Below are 15800 nucleotides of genomic sequence, written 5' to 3' on the forward strand. Positions count from 1 at the left end.
CGACAAAAACAAATACTTGATTTCCAAATAAAAGGAAACTAAAAAAATATTTTCCTTCAATACAGTCAATTTCTCCCTTTATTGAATTTCAACCGGTGGGTTTACGACAGTCAATTACTCCCTTAATGCTCGTAAGACGCTAATTGCATAGACCTCTAACCCCCAAAGAAAAAACTCAAAGACAATCAATTTGTCGACATATCATTCAGGGAAAAAGGCGAAAGATTTTCCTTTAATACAGTCATTTACTCCCTTAATGACAGTCAATTACTCCCTTTATAGAGGTCAATTACTCCCTTAATGACAGTCAATTACTCCCTTTAATACGGTCATTTACTCCCTTAATACGCTTGCAACCTTATGATTTACAATCGTTTAAATGCTCTTAAAAAAGAAAAAATATTAAAAAAGAAAAAAAGAAAAAACAGGGGTAGTAACGATCAAAGGCGCCCCCACGATTTCTCGATTTCTTTAATGCTTCTCTTCTCATTAAGTATCGTGTTGATGGGCGCATTTGGCGAAACATGAATAAATGACTCTACCATTAGGCTCATCAGAGAATAATAAATCGAATGCAGTTTCATCGAACCAATAAATTTGAAGAAATGGTATGACTATGAAAAGTCGTCATATTGACGTACAATATCAACCAATATGAAGAACACGACCAATGAGGTTACCCATGTCCAGCAAGAACTTGCAGTTAACACAAAACCCAGTACGCAAAGAAAGACTTGGTTTTCGTTTGGATGAACAAACCAAGGACTTAATCGAACGCGCAGCCCATCTGGAATCACGAAAACTGACTGACTTTTGTATAGCGGCACTTACCGATGCTGCACGACGAACCATTGCGGAGCATGAAACACTGATACTTTCCGAGCTTGACCGAAAGGTATTTTTCGATACGCTCATGAGCCCACCGCAAGCAAGTGAACGACTTGTTCGCGCACTGGCCGAGCACAAACGGCGGATCATTTCATAAATGACTGAGGCGATATCGCCAGACTTAAAAATCGAACCATTCGGCTCCCATCACAACCGTGCTGGCTTTGCCTGCGGCGTCGAAAGCCTGGATCGCTATTTCAAAACACAAGCCAATCAAGATGTGAAGCGCAAAATCAACGGCGTATTCGTTCTCGTCGATCCGCGCGAACCGACTGAAGTCCTTGGCTACTACACCTTGTGTGCGACCGCGCTCGCACAAGGGGACGTACCAGAAGCGGCCCGCAAACACGTCCCGCGCTATCCTTTGGTCAGTGCAACCCTTATAGGTCGTCTGGCCGTGGCAAGTCGTCAACAAAGACAGGGGTTGGGCGCACTGTTGCTAGCGGATGCGGTGAAGCGGGCTTATGCGAGCGCAAGTTCTATTGGATCTTCCATGCTCATCGTAGATGCCATCAGCGAACAGGCGGCTGCCTTTTACGAGGCTAACGGCTTTATTTGCTTACCAGACTCTCTTCGACTGATATTGCCAATGCAAGCCATTGCGAAACTGGTGGAGTCGTAATCGCCAATACCGCCCATTTCTGAGTCCGAGCCATCCTAGGGCGCCGCTGGCATGACCACCGGTCCCATTCTCAGTTAATGTGGTCCTGAAAAACAGATGTAATCAGTTTCTGTGCTTCATGTTACCGGGCCGCGACACCTAAAATACAGTCAATGACTCCCTTAATAGCCCACATCTTCCGAGCATACGCGGCGGCTTCATCAAGCATTCCAAACGTCTTATACTCGGTACCAGTCTTTACTCGGAGCATTTGGCGAATCATGAAGGTATGACTCTATAAAATACGTGTCACATGAGTTTATCCGCTACTGATTATTTTTCGCACAACGCATTACGATCACCCTATTTAGGAGAATTTATATTTATATCCTTCGATAGGGTAGCCATTACTTCCTCCAACGCCTGAATGCGTCCACGAAGAGAAGCGGTTTCCTCGCGAACTTTAGCCGCATCCTTAACTGCCTCATCTCGCTCAGCGCGAACCTTGGTGTAGCGCTCGGCCTGACGAGAAGCTTCTTGAGCACTTGCTTTGCGCTGCTCCTGCTGAACCTTCTGCTCAGCGACCATCTGAGCCTTAAATACAGCAAGCTGCTCAGCGACTTGGTTCTTCTCGCTCTGAGCGGCTTCCAGGGCGCTATTCAACTTACTCGCCTCTGCCTCACTCTTCTCGGCCGCCATCACAGCACGCTGCTCGCTTGCCGCTAGTCGCTCGCGCAACTGAGCCAGCTCTACAGCATGCGCATCGTTCTCACGCTTCAACTGCACACCTGTCGATTGAGCGGATTCCAAGGCATTATTCAGTTTACTTATCGCTGCCGCATTTTGCTCGGCAGCCGCCCTAGCGCTTTGCTCGGCAGCCGCCAGTCGCTCGCGAACCTTGGCAAGCTCTACGGCTTGTACCTGATTTTCTCTAGACATATCCGCAATGCGTTCCTGAGCAGATTCTAGCTCAGCCCGTAGCTCATCAAGCTGTTCTTCCAGATCATCAACCGTCTGAGAGGCGTCAGCAAGTTCGCGCTCGGCCTGTTCGCGCTGCTCGCCAGCGGTCCTAATGACTTCTGCAACGCGGCGCTCGGCGGCCTTAACGGCCTTATCGTTTAACTCTACTGCCAAACTTGCCAATCGATCAGTAAGCGATTTAGTGACGGCCGCCACTTCGTCGGCAACTTCAATAGGCAGTTCTGCCACCGGCTCAGTTTTAACAACGGACTGACTGCTAACGTACTCATCCCAGACCTGTTTCAATCTGCTTGGATTGCCGCCACCAACCTTGGTGCGGAGGGCAAATCCGGTGATATTGCGCCCGGATTCTTGCAGTTCTTGGCCGGCTTTGATGATTTCTTCTTGGGCAAATTCTACGGGTCTCATGGCGGCATTCTCAACAGTTATTTGACGCTTTTATTATAGCAATAAATAGAATAATAAACAAATAAATTAACAAACAAACTAATAAACTAACTTACAAACAAACAAACTATCCTAGCAAATAGGCAAAAAAAACCCCGCACAGGGCGGGGTTGGTGGGTTTAAGGGGAGAGTGAGCTATCCTTCTAGCACTGCAATAAGCTGCACACTACCAAGGTCAGTTTCGAACTCATTCCCATCATCATCATATTTCACCCATGCGTAACCGTCTTGAGTTGGTCGTCGCGATAGAACCAATCGGGCGATGCGGCCGTCATGCAGTACCCGTACAATCGCTTTCTTGAGCTTGTCCGAATCGTTCTCCCTCTCTTCCCTCTTATGTTTGGGCTCTTCTGTGTCGTGCTCCTCGTCTCTATCGACTGTCTCGGAATAAGTCTTGACGGTTTCGGCATCGGTCTTGTCTGTTAGCGTATCCACTGTATCTGGATAATACTCTTCGTCACTGTCTTGATCCTCTAGTTGTTGACGTTTTTTGTCATCGAGGTATTCACGCAACAACTTAACCGATCCCCGCGTCAAGTCCAGGCTGTCGTCGTCCAGCCATGTTTCCACTTCAGAGGGATTCTTTTTGTAAACAGTCACCAGCTCATTGATGACGGTTACATCCCTGACGCGACCGGTGTTGAATATCAGCGCAATCGGCTCCGGCAAATCCAGCAAGGTGACATGCTGCGTCACAAATGCCGCCGATTTACCGATTTCTTTGGCAATTTCGCCCTTCTTCTTACCCATCGCCAGCTCGCGACCGATAAAATCAGCGATCTCGCGCGGAGTCAGCTCATTTCGTTGCAGGTTCTCAATAACCTGGTCCGCGTGATTGTAATCGTTGTCAATGAAAACCGGGATGGTCTTCTTTCCTGCCCACTTGGATCCACGGTAACGACGCGCACCGTGATTGATAATGTAGCGGCCCTCTATCTCGGGATGCTCCCTTACCGATATGGGAGACTTCACGCCACGGTCTTTGATCGTCTGCCCTATTTCTGCAATACTCTCGGATGAGAAACCGGGGTTATCGGCTGTTCGAGGCTGATCCGGATCTTCATCAATCAGTTCTAGCGACAGTTCCAGTGGGCCGAAGCTCTTAGTTATTTCCGGCTGATCTAAAAGTTCTGAAAGATCGCCTATGCTCTCTAGGCCCAAGCTCGATTTCTTCTTGGCGTTCATTGTGTCATCTCCATTTTTTCAAAAATATGTGTTGCAAACGCACGAACTTCCTGTGCGGCCTTGCGCGCGGCGGTTTTCTTAATTTTCCAGACGGGCATGCCTGACGCTAACGCATCGGCAATACTGCTTCGGAGGCCAATACCGACAGGTATCATCAATTGCGGATAAGCGCGCTTCAATTCTTCCAGGTGTCGGCCGTGGCGTGAGTTTCGGCCATCGACCTTACTCGGCACCATGCCCAAAAATTGCAAACCGGGATTTGATTTGCGGATGTTGACAATTGTCGTGACCATCTTCTTGATGCCCTGGATGCTATAAGCTTCCAGCTCAATGGGCGAAAAAACATAATCGGCCGCAAAAAGAGCGGCGGCCATACTGACGCCAAGAGACGGAGCGGTGTCGATTAAACAGGCATCAAAACCACATTCAGCCAATACTTTGATATTCCGCTTAAAGCTCGTTGCCGCTTCCGTCATGGTGAGCTTTTCCATGTTCGCCATAGCCGCATCGGAACTTATCAAACATAGTGCCGGTTCGGCGGTCAGGTTGTTGAAGCAAGCACGCAATTTGTCATCGTCAGTCGTGAACATCTGACTGGCAAGAGAGCCGCTTTCAAATTCTTGCAGCGTATAAGACGCGTTTGCCTGTGTATCAAGGTCGATCACAGCAACTCTCATACCTCGCTCAAGGAAATCAAACGCGAGATGTACCAGGGTCGAAGTTTTGCCAACGCCCCCTTTTTGATTCGCTGTGACCAGTGTTTTCATTTCTTTGTCTCCAGTTTTTTGGTTGCGTCCTCTGCCCATTTCTTGACGATAAACGCTTGATGCTTCGGTAGGACCGCCGACACCCGCTCGAAGCCCTCCGGGATCTTCTCTTGTTGGACCGCCGCCTTTACGCGGCTGACTGCTTGCGATACCGCGCCCTTCGATATCCCTAGCGCTGCCACAAACTCGGACTGCGGTCTTCCTTCCACCAGTACCCCCCGCGCTATGTCGATGGTCTGCCGACCGACATTCAACCCCTTTATGGCCTCTTCGAATTGAGCTTCGCTTAATCTTTCTATCATGGATATCATGCATATATTCTCCATCCTGATGTTGAACAATCGCGTTACAGCCGCCAATATTTAACTGTTTGCCAAACAACGAGTGCTTATCAATTTTTTTAGCGGCTAAAATTTATCGTTGCTTCATGCCTTGCGGTCTATAAAAATCGACAAACCAGGTCAGCACTACCAATACAGAGAAATGCAATAGAAAAGTCCAACCGGCATAAACGCCGGGCGTGTCCCAATGGTAGATCATGCGCAGCATCTGGAAGAAAATTTCGATTGACAGCACCCATTTAACGAGTGGCCAGGCAAGCACTGTCATCACCCAAACAAAACTCAATATTTTGTCGAGAACGATTTTTACTCTCGTTGGTTTAACCGGCTCACGAGTAAGATCATGCGTCGGAACCGGCGCTTGTTTTCCGGCCGGACTCACCTTTTGAGGAAACTTGATTATGTTCATGCTTGGCTCTCCACGCTTTAACGATTGCCAATTGCCAATACCGACTCCTTCAGGCGCTAACGATTAATATCCTTCTGCTTCGCGCTTACGGCAATCCTACGGTTGTGACCGGAGCGGAATGCCCGGCTTTTAAATGCATTAATAAATGAAATACCCATGCTAGTCAATAAGTTTAGTCAAACTTATTTCATTATATCGTTTTTTATCTATTTTGACATCCCTCTTTTTTTGCGTTTAAGCCCCCTTGGGCATAACGCAGTGACAGAATACGAAATGAATAAAGTTGAATGAACGCAGGAAAGGAATTTAGCGGTTAAAACCCTGGAAAGCAGTTATTGAGGGATAAGTCGGGTTTTAAGAGTTTTAATGGTTTTAATAAGTTTTAGGTCAAAAAAACGCTTATTTGTTTCATATAATCAAGCGCTTACTTAAGTCCTTGGTTCCTAATAGACGGATTTGGGTTCCTAAAAGACGGGTTCCGGTTCTTAATAGACGGATTTCGGTTCCTAATAGACAGGCTATACACAGTTTAAGATTTGTTACGGTCGAAACAAGTTTATATCGGCGATTATGGCTTAGTTTAGCTTTGCTGACAGAGTACAAAACCACACGTTAACAGCTAGTATCAACCGCTGTATTTTTTATGCCGTCTATTAGGAACCCTATTAATTTTCGATTAATGACTCTTTATGTTTTATGACCAATAAGGGGCCTTCCTGACCGCTTTCCTCTGCGAGTCGGTATTCAGGCAGGTCGTTAGTTTCGATCAGCTTGCGTAAGGTGAATGTGAACTTCTTGAACGTGCCCGTGCTACCGCTGCGCTGGTAGATGAGTTGAAACGACCACTTAGCCACGCTTTTGCCTGCGGCCCGGCGTGCCAAGCGATAGATGAAGCGGCCGATGCCGGGTTCTATCAGGAAATAATCAGGGTGGACAGTCAATACGTCCGGACGCTTCCGATCTGTAACTTCGCGGTGCAGCCATTTCGGGATCTCTATTTCAACAGACGCAATCTTGCCTGTTTCGGTGTAGGAGAGCACCGTGTAATCGCCGATTAAGCCTTCAGCCTTGATTTCGCGTAAGCCGCGCTTCCCTCCGATGGCGGGTTGCTCGCGCACACTCTTGATGGTCGTTCCTCTCAGACGATCCAGCGCTTTTTCGACTTCTTCAATTTGCCGGCCACCGTCGCCTTTTCGGCAGAACTTGAGAATTTCGCTAACGTGTGGACGGAATGTGCGGCCTGGCTTGTCTTCCTTTCCTTCACAATAGCGGTTCATGGCATCGGTCAAATAAGAGATCAACATCAGCACGATGTCGTAATCCCAAATCGACGCCATGCCGTCCGGACCGGCCTTGACCTCGACATATCCGTCCGGCAGATCGTATCGGATAACATCTCCCGCGCGCTTCTCTCGCTTGGACAACCGGAATACTGCGACGTCCATGATGCTTCGGCTGTCACGCGTGCCAACGTCATAGCGTGTCGGCACGAAAATATCAGCCTGTCTGTCGCTTGAAGGTGCTCGATGTGTATGTGATCTATGAAGAATGGTGTTTTCTTCGTTTTGCCGAATTCTAGCCGCAGCTTGCTCATAAGTTTCGCCTGGCCTGGCAACAGCCTCTATCTTGCGTCGCAGTGCGGCGCTCTCAAGCGCTTTCAGCTTGACCGCAGTCTCGTCAACCATGGCAATTCCCCGTCTTTTGGTGTTTAATGACTCGCATTTTGTGGGTCCTTCGTGTTGATCGATTATTTTGACTTACAGAGAGGCGTCTTATTTATCGAATTGAAGTTTAGCTAAACCTTTAATTATCGTCAATATTATTTTAGCGGCTAAAATAGGCCAAACTTAACAAGGTAAACTCAGTGTACAACTACATATTCTTTACCAACATTCTTCGTATTTTGGACGAGCGTGGAATGTCCAAAAAAGAATTACATGATCTATCCGGAGTGTCGAACTCGTTTTTATCCGATCTCACATCGGGTACCGGCAATCCATCGCTTAAGGTAATGGAGGCTATAGCTAAGGCGTTAGAAGTTCCGTTGCCTCTTCTGCTCGAATCAACTGACTTGGACAAGGCAGCGCTCGATGAGCTGGCGGGCGGTACGGCTATGCATAGTCTGCCACCGGGATACGAGCGCGTGTCTGTCATTCTTCCGGAAGTCAAAGCCTTTATCGTCAAAAAATGGGGCGAAGAAACAAGAGCTAAAATAAGGCAATCTTAATATAACGCCCATAGAATAAACCTTCATCCAAAGCTAATTAAGGAAACTTTAGCCGCTAAAATTCGCATTTCACCGGGATGACACCATCCCGGTTCATGACTATATCCAGACATCTCAAAGATACCACAACCTGAAAAATTTTCGCTATACTGTTGCATTTTTTATTTTTTCGGTATATCGTATTTATCAAAAGACATGACCTAAATCCGCAGATCTGCAGGATAACGATGACCTCATTAAACGATAACCCTGACAACACCCGTGATCGAGCCAAACGTAAGTTGGAACGCGACATGGGGGCGACACTCTTGTCGGCCCTATACGATCCCAAAACCGTTGAAATCATGCTCAACGCCGACGGCAAGCTGTGGCAAGAGAGGCTTGGCGAGCCCATGCAGTGTATTGGCACCATGCGCGTTGCACAGGCGCAAGCCATCATCGAGACCATTGCCGGTTATCACGGCAAAGAGGTGACTCGTCAAAAACCCATACTGGAAGGAGAGTTACCGTTAGATGGTTCTCGCTTTGCCGGTCAGCTTCCCCCGATTGTTCCGGCCCCGACTTTTGCCATCCGTAAGAAGGCCGTTGCTATTTTCACGTTAGACCAATATGTCGAGGGCGGAATAATGACCCCCGGACAACGCCAAGTGATTATTGAATCAGTTGCCGCACACCGAAACATTCTGGTTATCGGTGGCACAGGCTCAGGCAAAACGACTCTGGTCAATGCGATTATTAATCAGATGGTGGCGAACGATCCGACTGAACGCGTCTTCATCATCGAGGACACCGGCGAAATCCAATGTGCTGCGGAGAATTACGTTCAGTATCACACCAGCATCGACGTAACAATGACGGCGCTATTGAAAACCACGCTGCGTATGCGCCCGGACCGGATTTTAGTCGGTGAAGTGCGCGGCCCGGAAGCGCTCGATTTGTTAATGGCCTGGAATACCGGCCATGAAGGCGGGGCGGCAACACTGCATGCCAATAACGCCAGAGCCGGACTTGATCGGTTGGCCATGCTCATCAGCATGCATCCCGATTCCCCCAAACCCATCGAACCGCTCATCGGCGAGGCGGTTCATGTTGTCGTGCATATCGCCAGAACCCCGGAAGGCCGTCGTATTCAGGAAATTATTGAGGTTTCCGGATACCACGGCGGCCAATACAACATAAGATCACTTTAGGAGAAACATCTATGCAATTCGCAATTCCATCGCTTCAGAACGACCGTCACAGCATTTTGTACCTGAGCCTATTCGTACTGCTCATGGCCGTTATCTTTTTGCCGCAACCGGCCTTTGCGTCGGAAGGCACCGGCGGCTCGCTGCCCTATGAGAGTTGGCTGACGAATCTGCGCAATTCCGTTACCGGTCCGGTGGCATTTGCGCTCTCGATTATCGGCATTGTGGTTGCCGGCGGCGTGCTTATTTTCGGCGGCGAACTGAACGGTTTTTTCAGAACGTTGATTTTTATCGTCCTGGTCATGGCGTTACTGGTCGGCGCCCAAAATATGATGGGTACCTTCTTTGGTCGCGGCGCCGAAATAGCCTTACTGTCTGACGGTTTAGTCAATTACGCTCACAACGCGGCATCTATCGCTACCGGAAGGGTTGTGTAACATGGCCGGTCGCACGATTCCCATTCGTCGGGCCGGCAATAGAGACAACCTATTCATGGGCGGGGATCGGGAATTGGTGATGTTCTCGGGACTTCTCGCCGGAGCGCTGATTTTCAGTGCTCAGGACATGAGGGCTACGGTATTCGGCGTCTGTCTTTGGTTCGGCGCACTCTTCGTGTTCCGACTCATGGCAAAGAGCGATCCTAAGCTGCGCTACGTTTATCTGCGGAGCCGTCGCTACAAGAAGTATTACCCGCCGCGTAGTACGCCGTTTCGTGACAATACCAATACCCAAGGGAGACAATACCAATGATGATCGAAGTACTCGCGATTATGATTGCTGTACTCGGCGTCGTCTTGCTACTTATGCTGTTCGCCCGCATCCGGTCGGTCGATGCGGAGCTGAAGCTCAAAAAGTATCGATCCAAGGACGCCGGGTTGGGCGATCTGCTTAATTATGCCGCCGTCGTCGATGACGGTGTCATTGTCGGTAAAAACGGCTCATTTATGGCGGCATGGATATACAAAGGGGACGACAACGCGAGCAGCACCGATGCGCAGCGCGAAATGGTGTCTTTCCGCATTAATCAAGCCCTCGTCGGCCTTGGCAGTGGGTGGATGGTACACGTCGATGCTGTGCGCCGCCCAGCCCCTAATTACGCTGAATTGGGTTTGTCGCATTTCCCCGATCCGGTATCTGCCGCGATCGATGAAGAGCGACGCAGGCTATTCGAGCGCCTGGGAACGATGTACGAGGGTTATTTCGTATTAACGCTGACCTGGTTTCCGCCGGTTCTAGCGCAACGTAAATTTGTCGAGCTCATGTTCGATGACAACACGCCGGCGCCGAATCACAGAGCTCGCACCACGGGGCTCATCACTCAATTCAAACGTGAAATAACGTCGATAGAGGAACGCCTGTTAACGGCTATTACGATGACGCGTCTCAGAGGTCAGAAGGTCGTTACCGAGGAGGGAGCATCTGTTACGCATGATGATTTTTTGAGCTGGATACAATTTTGCATTACCGGCAAGCATCATCCCGTACAGCTCCCCAGCAATCCCATGTATCTGGATGCTCTCATTGGCGGGCAAGAACTGCGCACCGGGGTCGTGCCAAAAATAGGCCGCTCCCTCATCCAAGTCGTCGCGATCGAAGGCTTCCCGCTGGAGTCGACTCCAGGAATCTTAAGCGCTCTGGGCGAATTATCCTGCGACTACCGCTGGTCATCCCGGTTTATTTTCATGGATCAGCATGAGGCGGTTGCCCACCTGGACAAATTCCGTAAAAAGTGGCGCCAAAAAGTGCGCGGCTTCTTCGACCAGGTTTTTAATACCAATACCGGACCTATCGATCAGGATGCTCTGTCGATGGTAGAGGATGCCGAATCCGCGATAGCCGAGGTGAACAGCGGCTTTGTCGCGATGGGCTATTACACCAGTGTCGTTATTTTGATGCATGAGGATAGAACGCGACTTGAGGCAATCGCACGGCAGGTAGAAAAGGCGATAAACCGTCTCGGTTTTGTCGCGCGTATAGAGACCACCAACACGATGGATGCGTATCTAGGCAGCTTACCGGGTCACGGTGTCGAGAATGTTCGCCGACCCCTCATCAACACGATGAACCTCGCCGATTTGTTGCCCACGTCAACGATCTGGACGGGTAGCGCAACAGCCCCTTGCCCGCTGTATCCGCCCATGTCTCAGGCACTGATGCACTGCGTGACTCACGGGGCCACACCTTTCCGACTGAATCTGCATGTCCGCGATGTCGGCCATACTTTTATGTTTGGACCCACAGGTGCGGGTAAATCGACGCATCTAGCCATTATCGCCGCACAATTACGACGTTATGCCGGCATGTCGATCTACGCATTCGATAAGGGTATGTCAATTTATCCGCTTACCAAGGCCGTTGGTGGGCTGCATTTTTCAGTGGCGGGGGACGGCGAATCACTCGCATTTTGTCCACTGCAATTCCTCGAAACGCGGGGCGACCGGGCTTGGGCAATGGAATGGATAGATACCATCCTGGCGTTGAACGGTTTGATCACCACACCCGAGCAACGCAATAAAATAGGCCATGCCATTCTGAGCATGAGCGGCACTCAGTCCCGCACACTATCCGATTTCAGCACGACCGTACAAGACTTACCGATTCGTGAGGCGCTACAACAATACACTATCGGTTCATCGATGGGCTATCTGTTGGACGCCGAAGAGGATGGACTCTCTTTGTCCTCATTTACGACGTTTGAAATCGAGGAGCTGATGGGATTAGGCGATAAATTCGCGCTCCCCGTGCTGTTGTATCTATTTCGAAGAATAGAGCGATCACTCCACGGCCAACCGGCCGTCATCATTCTGGACGAAGCCTGGTTGATGCTTGGGCATCCGGTATTTCGCGACAAAATCCGCGAATGGCTCAAGGTCTTGCGCAAAGCCAATTGCCTTGTCTTGATGGCGACGCAAAGCCTGTCTGACGCGGCCAACTCGGGCATCTTGGATGTCATCGTTGAATCGACAGCAACCAAAATCTTCCTGCCCAACGTGTATGCCCGCGACGAAGACACGGCAGCCCTCTACCGTCGTATGGGCCTCAATGCCCGCCAAATCGAAATTTTGGCGACCGCCATTCCGAAACAGCAATATTACTACGTTTCCGAATATGGCCGCCGTCTCTACGACCTCGCTCTCGGTCCGCTTGCCCTGTCACTTGCCGGTGCCTCGGACAAGGATTCCGTTGCAGCCATCAAGAATCTGGAAACCAAATTCGGCGATCGGTGGGTTCATGAATGGCTCGCCGGGCGTGGACTGAAACTCAATGACTACCTGGAGCCCGCAATATGAGCCTGATTCTATCCAAGAAAAAACCAGTTGACTCTCGGCCTATCAATAAACCCAAAAACGAGGACGCTAACCCGTACCTGACTGCCCGGCGCACATGGAATGAGCATGTCGGTTCGGTCGTGTCGTCACGGCAGACCTGGCAAGTTGTCGGTATTCTCTCGTTGTTGATTGCGCTGGCCGGTGTGGGTGGAATCATCCATATAGGAAGTCAATCTAAGTTCATCCCTTATATTATCGAGGTTGACAAGCATGGCCAGACCATTGCCGTCGGACCGACGACAGCGGGTTCTACCGCCGATCCCCGCGTTATTCATGCGTCTATAGCCGATTTCATCGCTAATGCCCGTATGGTCACGCCGGATGTCGCATTACAGCGGAAAGCGGTATTTCGCGTCTACGCAATGTTATCGCCTAATGATCCCGCAACCCAAAAAATGAACGAATGGCTGAACGGAACGCCCGATTCCAGCCCGTTCAAACGTGCAGTGAAGGAAATGGTCAGCACCGAAATCAAGTCCGTGCTGCCGCAATCGCCGGATACCTGGCAGGTCGAATGGGTAGAAACCCTTCGCGATCGGCAAGGCGTTCTAAAAAGTCAGCCGGTCAACATGCGGGCATTAGTTAATGTCTATATCGCCTCGCCTACATCCCAAACAACAGACGAGCAATTACGCAACAATCCGCTCGGTATCTATGTGCGTGATTATTCCTGGTCGATCATCACTTCCTCGAAATAATGATAATGAGACTATTCACCATGAAAAAACATATGATCACCCTTCTGGCCGCCGCTATGGCTGTGTCGGAACCCATTCTGGCCGTTCCCGGCGACGATCTGGCCGACAAATATTTTTCGAAAAACAACCCAAGGCTAACCGCACAAGAAAAGGCGGCTCTCGCGATTGCCAAACGCTGGGAAGCCGGAAAATCCAACGGCATAAAGCCAGTATCCGGTGCCAATGGGGCCATCCATTTCATATACGGCGCACAACAGCCCAGCATCGTTTGCGCGGTTCTTCAGGTCTGTGACGTGGCCCTACAAGCCGGAGAACTGGTCAATTCGATCCATCTGGGCGACACGGCCCGCTGGACTGTGGAACCGGCCATCACCGGTAGCGGACCGGCCGAAACGCAACATCTCATCATCAAACCGATGGACGTGGGATTGGAGACCAGTCTGGTCGTGACGACAAACCGCCGCACTTATCATTTCAAGTTGCGCTCGCACCGCACAGAGTACATGCCGCAGGTTGCGTTCACCTACCCGGAAGACGCTCTCGCCAAATGGGATGCGATTCAAACTCGGGAAACACAAGCGCGCGAACAAAAAACCCTTCCGCAAACAGGCGAGTACCTGGGCGATCTGAATTTCAACTATGAACTGGACGGTGATGCCGCATGGCGTCCGATTCGCGTCTTTAACGATGGCAGTAAAACCATCTTACAAATGCCGAAGGCGATGGCGCAGACCGAAGCGCCGACGCTGTTGGTCTTGCGCAAAGAAGGCGGCCTGTTCTCGGATGATGAGACCGTCATAGTGAATTACCGTGTTCAAGGCGACCGCTACATCGTGGACACGGTATTTGACCAGGCCATCTTGATTTCCGGCGTTGGCAGAAGCCAAGACCGAGTAACCATTAGACGGGAGCAATAATTGTATGCGCAGAATATCTCTAGCGGCTTTGGCCGCTTTATCTCTCGCAGGATGCGTGACATCGCCATACGGCAACCATCTACGCAATGTTTCAGTAGATCAACAAAAGCTGGCTGACGATGCCGCCAAGCAGCTCGCCACGCTATGGCCGCCAGCAAAAACACAATTTGAGCTAAAACAAACGACGCCGGATGTTTTCGGGAATGCGTTGGTAAAAAACTTGCGCGAAAGCGGTTATGCACTCATGGAGTTCAGCCCAAACGCGACAGAAGACAATACCTTACTGCCATTGCGCTATGTGCTCAGCCAAATCAAAGGCGAAAACGTCAGCTTATACCATTTGACCCTATGGGTCGGTACTGAATCCATTACTCGTCCGTACATCGAGCAAAACGGCATGGTGATGCCGGGCGGCTATTGGACGCATAAGGAGTAAACGATGACGGAAGATATCGACAACATGGACCCGGAGGCATCGCCAAGCGCTGGCGTGCGCCGCGTCAACAACTTACCCATGTACCTTCTCGGCGGGGTATTGACGGCGTTTTTGATCATGATGGGGATTGTCGCGGCGGATCGCGCAGCCCAGCAGACTGATGCGGAAGATCGTCATTTAAAAACCGGCAACACGTCGATGTTCGCTAAGGAAATTGCCGGCGATCACATGGACGGATTAATCACGCCTTTGATACCGCCCGCTGAAGAAACCATGCTGAAACCCGAACCGGTACTCATTGCGCGTCCGGAAACATTGGACAGGCCACCGGCTCCCCCTATGCAGCCGCAGCATGATGATGAAGCGGAGCGTATCCGTCAGGCAAAGCTGCAAATGTTTCAAGAAGCGGTGAAAGCAAAAACCGGCGTGCAAGTCATTGCGCCAAAAAGCTCCGGCTTGTCATCCAGTCATGCCAATTTGGGCGCGAAAACGCCCAAAACGCGCGAAGCCATGCTGGCTAGGTTATCCGCCGTGCGCCAAGAAATAGACTCTATACAGCATGAGGACCCATCAACGGCGTATCAAAAGCGATTAAATCATCTTCGCAGTATGCATAGCCTGAATAGTGGTGCAGGGATGCCGGCGAATGTATCCGCTTCACCACAAACCGGAACATCAACCGAAGGAACCGGTAATGATTACGCGCAATTTGCGGATAATGCCGGTGATCGTTGGCAACTCGAATCGACTACGCAAGCCCCCCGTTCACAGTATGAACTGCGAGCCGGGTTTGTGGTGCCGGCAACGCTAATCTCCGGAATCAACTCCGATCTACCGGGACAGATCATGGCGCAAGTGGCGCAGAACGTGTACGACACACCCGTCGGCAAATACCTCTTGATTCCGCAAGGATCGCGTCTGGTCGGCACGTATTCGAGCGATGTGGCCTATGGTCAAGCCCGTGTCCTTGTCGCTTGGCAACGCATTGTATTCCCCGATGGGAAAGCGCTGGATATCGGGGCGATGCCGGGAGCGGACAGCGCGGGGTACGCTGGATTTCACGATCTGGAAAATCATCATTACGTCCGTCTATTTAGCTCGGCGCTGCTAATGTCGGCCGTAACGGCGGCGACAACCTACAGCCAGCGACAAAATCAGAGTAGTGCGACATTTGGCCGGCCGGATGCCAGTAGCGCGTTGAGTGAGGCGTTAGGCCAGCAACTTGGCCAAGTCACCGCACAATTGATTGCCAAAAACATGAACATAGCGCCAACCCTGGAGATTCGCCCTGGCTATCGATTCAATGTGATTGTCACGAAAGACATGACGTTTTCAAAACCTTATCAATCGTTTGATTATTAACCATAACGCTAACCGCCGAGCGTAA

Annotated in this window: 17 protein-coding genes; 11 read left to right on the forward strand and 6 right to left on the reverse strand. The window is 50.3% G+C overall.

The features are described 5' to 3' along the window. Positions 1-682: 682 nt before the first annotated feature. Positions 683-985: a type II toxin-antitoxin system TacA family antitoxin gene (locus tag MEALZ_RS20035; RefSeq protein ID WP_014133088.1), complete on the forward strand. Its 303-nt coding sequence runs from the start codon at positions 683-685 to the stop codon at positions 983-985. Further along, positions 986-1510 (forward strand): GNAT family N-acetyltransferase, encoded by a 525-nt coding sequence (locus MEALZ_RS20040; RefSeq protein WP_014133089.1) that lies wholly within the window; start codon positions 986-988, stop codon positions 1508-1510. 342 nt (positions 1511-1852) lie between these two features. On the opposite strand, the gene MEALZ_RS20045 is transcribed toward MEALZ_RS20040, so the two are convergent. From MEALZ_RS20045 to MEALZ_RS20070, 6 genes are all read right to left on the reverse strand, one after another. Further along, a complete protein-coding gene (locus MEALZ_RS20045) occupies positions 1853-2878 on the reverse strand; it encodes a DNA-binding protein (RefSeq protein WP_014133090.1) in 1026 nt (341 codons plus the stop codon). 174 nt (positions 2879-3052) lie between these two features. Then, a complete protein-coding gene (locus tag MEALZ_RS20050; RefSeq protein ID WP_014133091.1) occupies positions 3053-4102 on the reverse strand; it encodes a transcriptional repressor gene korB in 1050 nt (349 codons plus the stop codon). Further along, complete coding sequence (locus MEALZ_RS20055) at positions 4099-4869, reverse strand: ParA family protein (RefSeq protein WP_014133092.1); 771 nt, start codon at positions 4867-4869, stop codon at positions 4099-4101. Before MEALZ_RS20055 ends, MEALZ_RS20050 begins: the two co-directional genes overlap by 4 nt. After that, positions 4866-5171: a TrfB-related DNA-binding protein gene (locus tag MEALZ_RS20060; protein WP_017842850.1), complete on the reverse strand. Its 306-nt coding sequence runs from the start codon at positions 5169-5171 to the stop codon at positions 4866-4868. The genes MEALZ_RS20055 and MEALZ_RS20060 overlap by 4 nt, the downstream gene beginning before the upstream one ends. Before the next feature lie 112 nt (positions 5172-5283). Further along, positions 5284-5619 carry a KleE stable inheritance protein gene (kleE, locus tag MEALZ_RS20065; RefSeq protein ID WP_014133093.1) on the reverse strand — a complete coding sequence of 112 codons (336 nt, stop codon included), beginning with the start codon at positions 5617-5619 and terminating at the stop codon, positions 5284-5286. A gap of 665 nt (positions 5620-6284) precedes the next feature. Beyond that, the gene (locus MEALZ_RS20070; RefSeq protein WP_014133094.1) at positions 6285-7304 is read right to left on the reverse strand and encodes a replication initiator protein A; all 1020 of its coding nucleotides are present in this window, start codon (positions 7302-7304) and stop codon (positions 6285-6287) included. A gap of 179 nt (positions 7305-7483) precedes the next feature. Between MEALZ_RS20070 and MEALZ_RS20075 the strand changes: the two genes are divergently transcribed. From MEALZ_RS20075 to MEALZ_RS20115, 9 genes are all read left to right on the forward strand, one after another. Further along, positions 7484-7846 (forward strand): transcriptional regulator, encoded by a 363-nt coding sequence (locus MEALZ_RS20075; protein ID WP_014133095.1) that lies wholly within the window; start codon positions 7484-7486, stop codon positions 7844-7846. Positions 7847-8073: 227 nt separating this feature from the next. Next, entirely contained in the window at positions 8074-9036 is a 963-nt protein-coding gene (gene trbB, locus MEALZ_RS20080) for a P-type conjugative transfer ATPase TrbB (RefSeq protein ID WP_014133096.1), read from the forward strand. Positions 9037-9047: 11 nt separating this feature from the next. Next, positions 9048-9470: a conjugal transfer system pilin TrbC gene (trbC, locus tag MEALZ_RS20085; protein ID WP_014133097.1), complete on the forward strand. Its 423-nt coding sequence runs from the start codon at positions 9048-9050 to the stop codon at positions 9468-9470. 1 nt (position 9471) lies between these two features. After that, complete coding sequence (locus tag MEALZ_RS20090) at positions 9472-9783, forward strand: conjugal transfer protein TrbD (RefSeq protein WP_014133098.1); 312 nt, start codon at positions 9472-9474, stop codon at positions 9781-9783. Continuing rightward, on the forward strand, positions 9783-12323 hold the full coding sequence (locus tag MEALZ_RS20095; RefSeq protein ID WP_046061750.1) for a VirB4 family type IV secretion/conjugal transfer ATPase: 2541 nt from the start codon (positions 9783-9785) through the stop codon (positions 12321-12323). The genes MEALZ_RS20090 and MEALZ_RS20095 overlap by 1 nt, the downstream gene beginning before the upstream one ends. Continuing rightward, entirely contained in the window at positions 12320-13060 is a 741-nt protein-coding gene (locus MEALZ_RS20100; protein WP_014133100.1) for a conjugal transfer protein TrbF, read from the forward strand. The genes MEALZ_RS20095 and MEALZ_RS20100 overlap by 4 nt, the downstream gene beginning before the upstream one ends. 20 nt (positions 13061-13080) lie before the next feature. After that, on the forward strand, positions 13081-13977 hold the full coding sequence (gene trbG, locus MEALZ_RS20105) for a P-type conjugative transfer protein TrbG (RefSeq protein WP_014133101.1): 897 nt from the start codon (positions 13081-13083) through the stop codon (positions 13975-13977). A 4-nt stretch (positions 13978-13981) separates the two neighbouring features. After that, positions 13982-14413 carry a TrbH protein of DNA transfer system gene (locus MEALZ_RS20110; protein WP_014133102.1) on the forward strand — a complete coding sequence of 144 codons (432 nt, stop codon included), beginning with the start codon at positions 13982-13984 and terminating at the stop codon, positions 14411-14413. 3 nt (positions 14414-14416) lie between these two features. Continuing rightward, positions 14417-15775, forward strand: coding sequence for a TrbI/VirB10 family protein (locus MEALZ_RS20115; RefSeq protein ID WP_014133103.1), 1359 nt, complete (start codon positions 14417-14419; stop codon positions 15773-15775). Positions 15776-15800 lie beyond the last annotated feature (25 nt).

Origin of the sequence: Methylotuvimicrobium alcaliphilum 20Z (assembly GCF_000968535.2) — a bacterium.
GTDB lineage: Bacteria > Pseudomonadota > Gammaproteobacteria > Methylococcales > Methylomonadaceae > Methylotuvimicrobium > Methylotuvimicrobium alcaliphilum.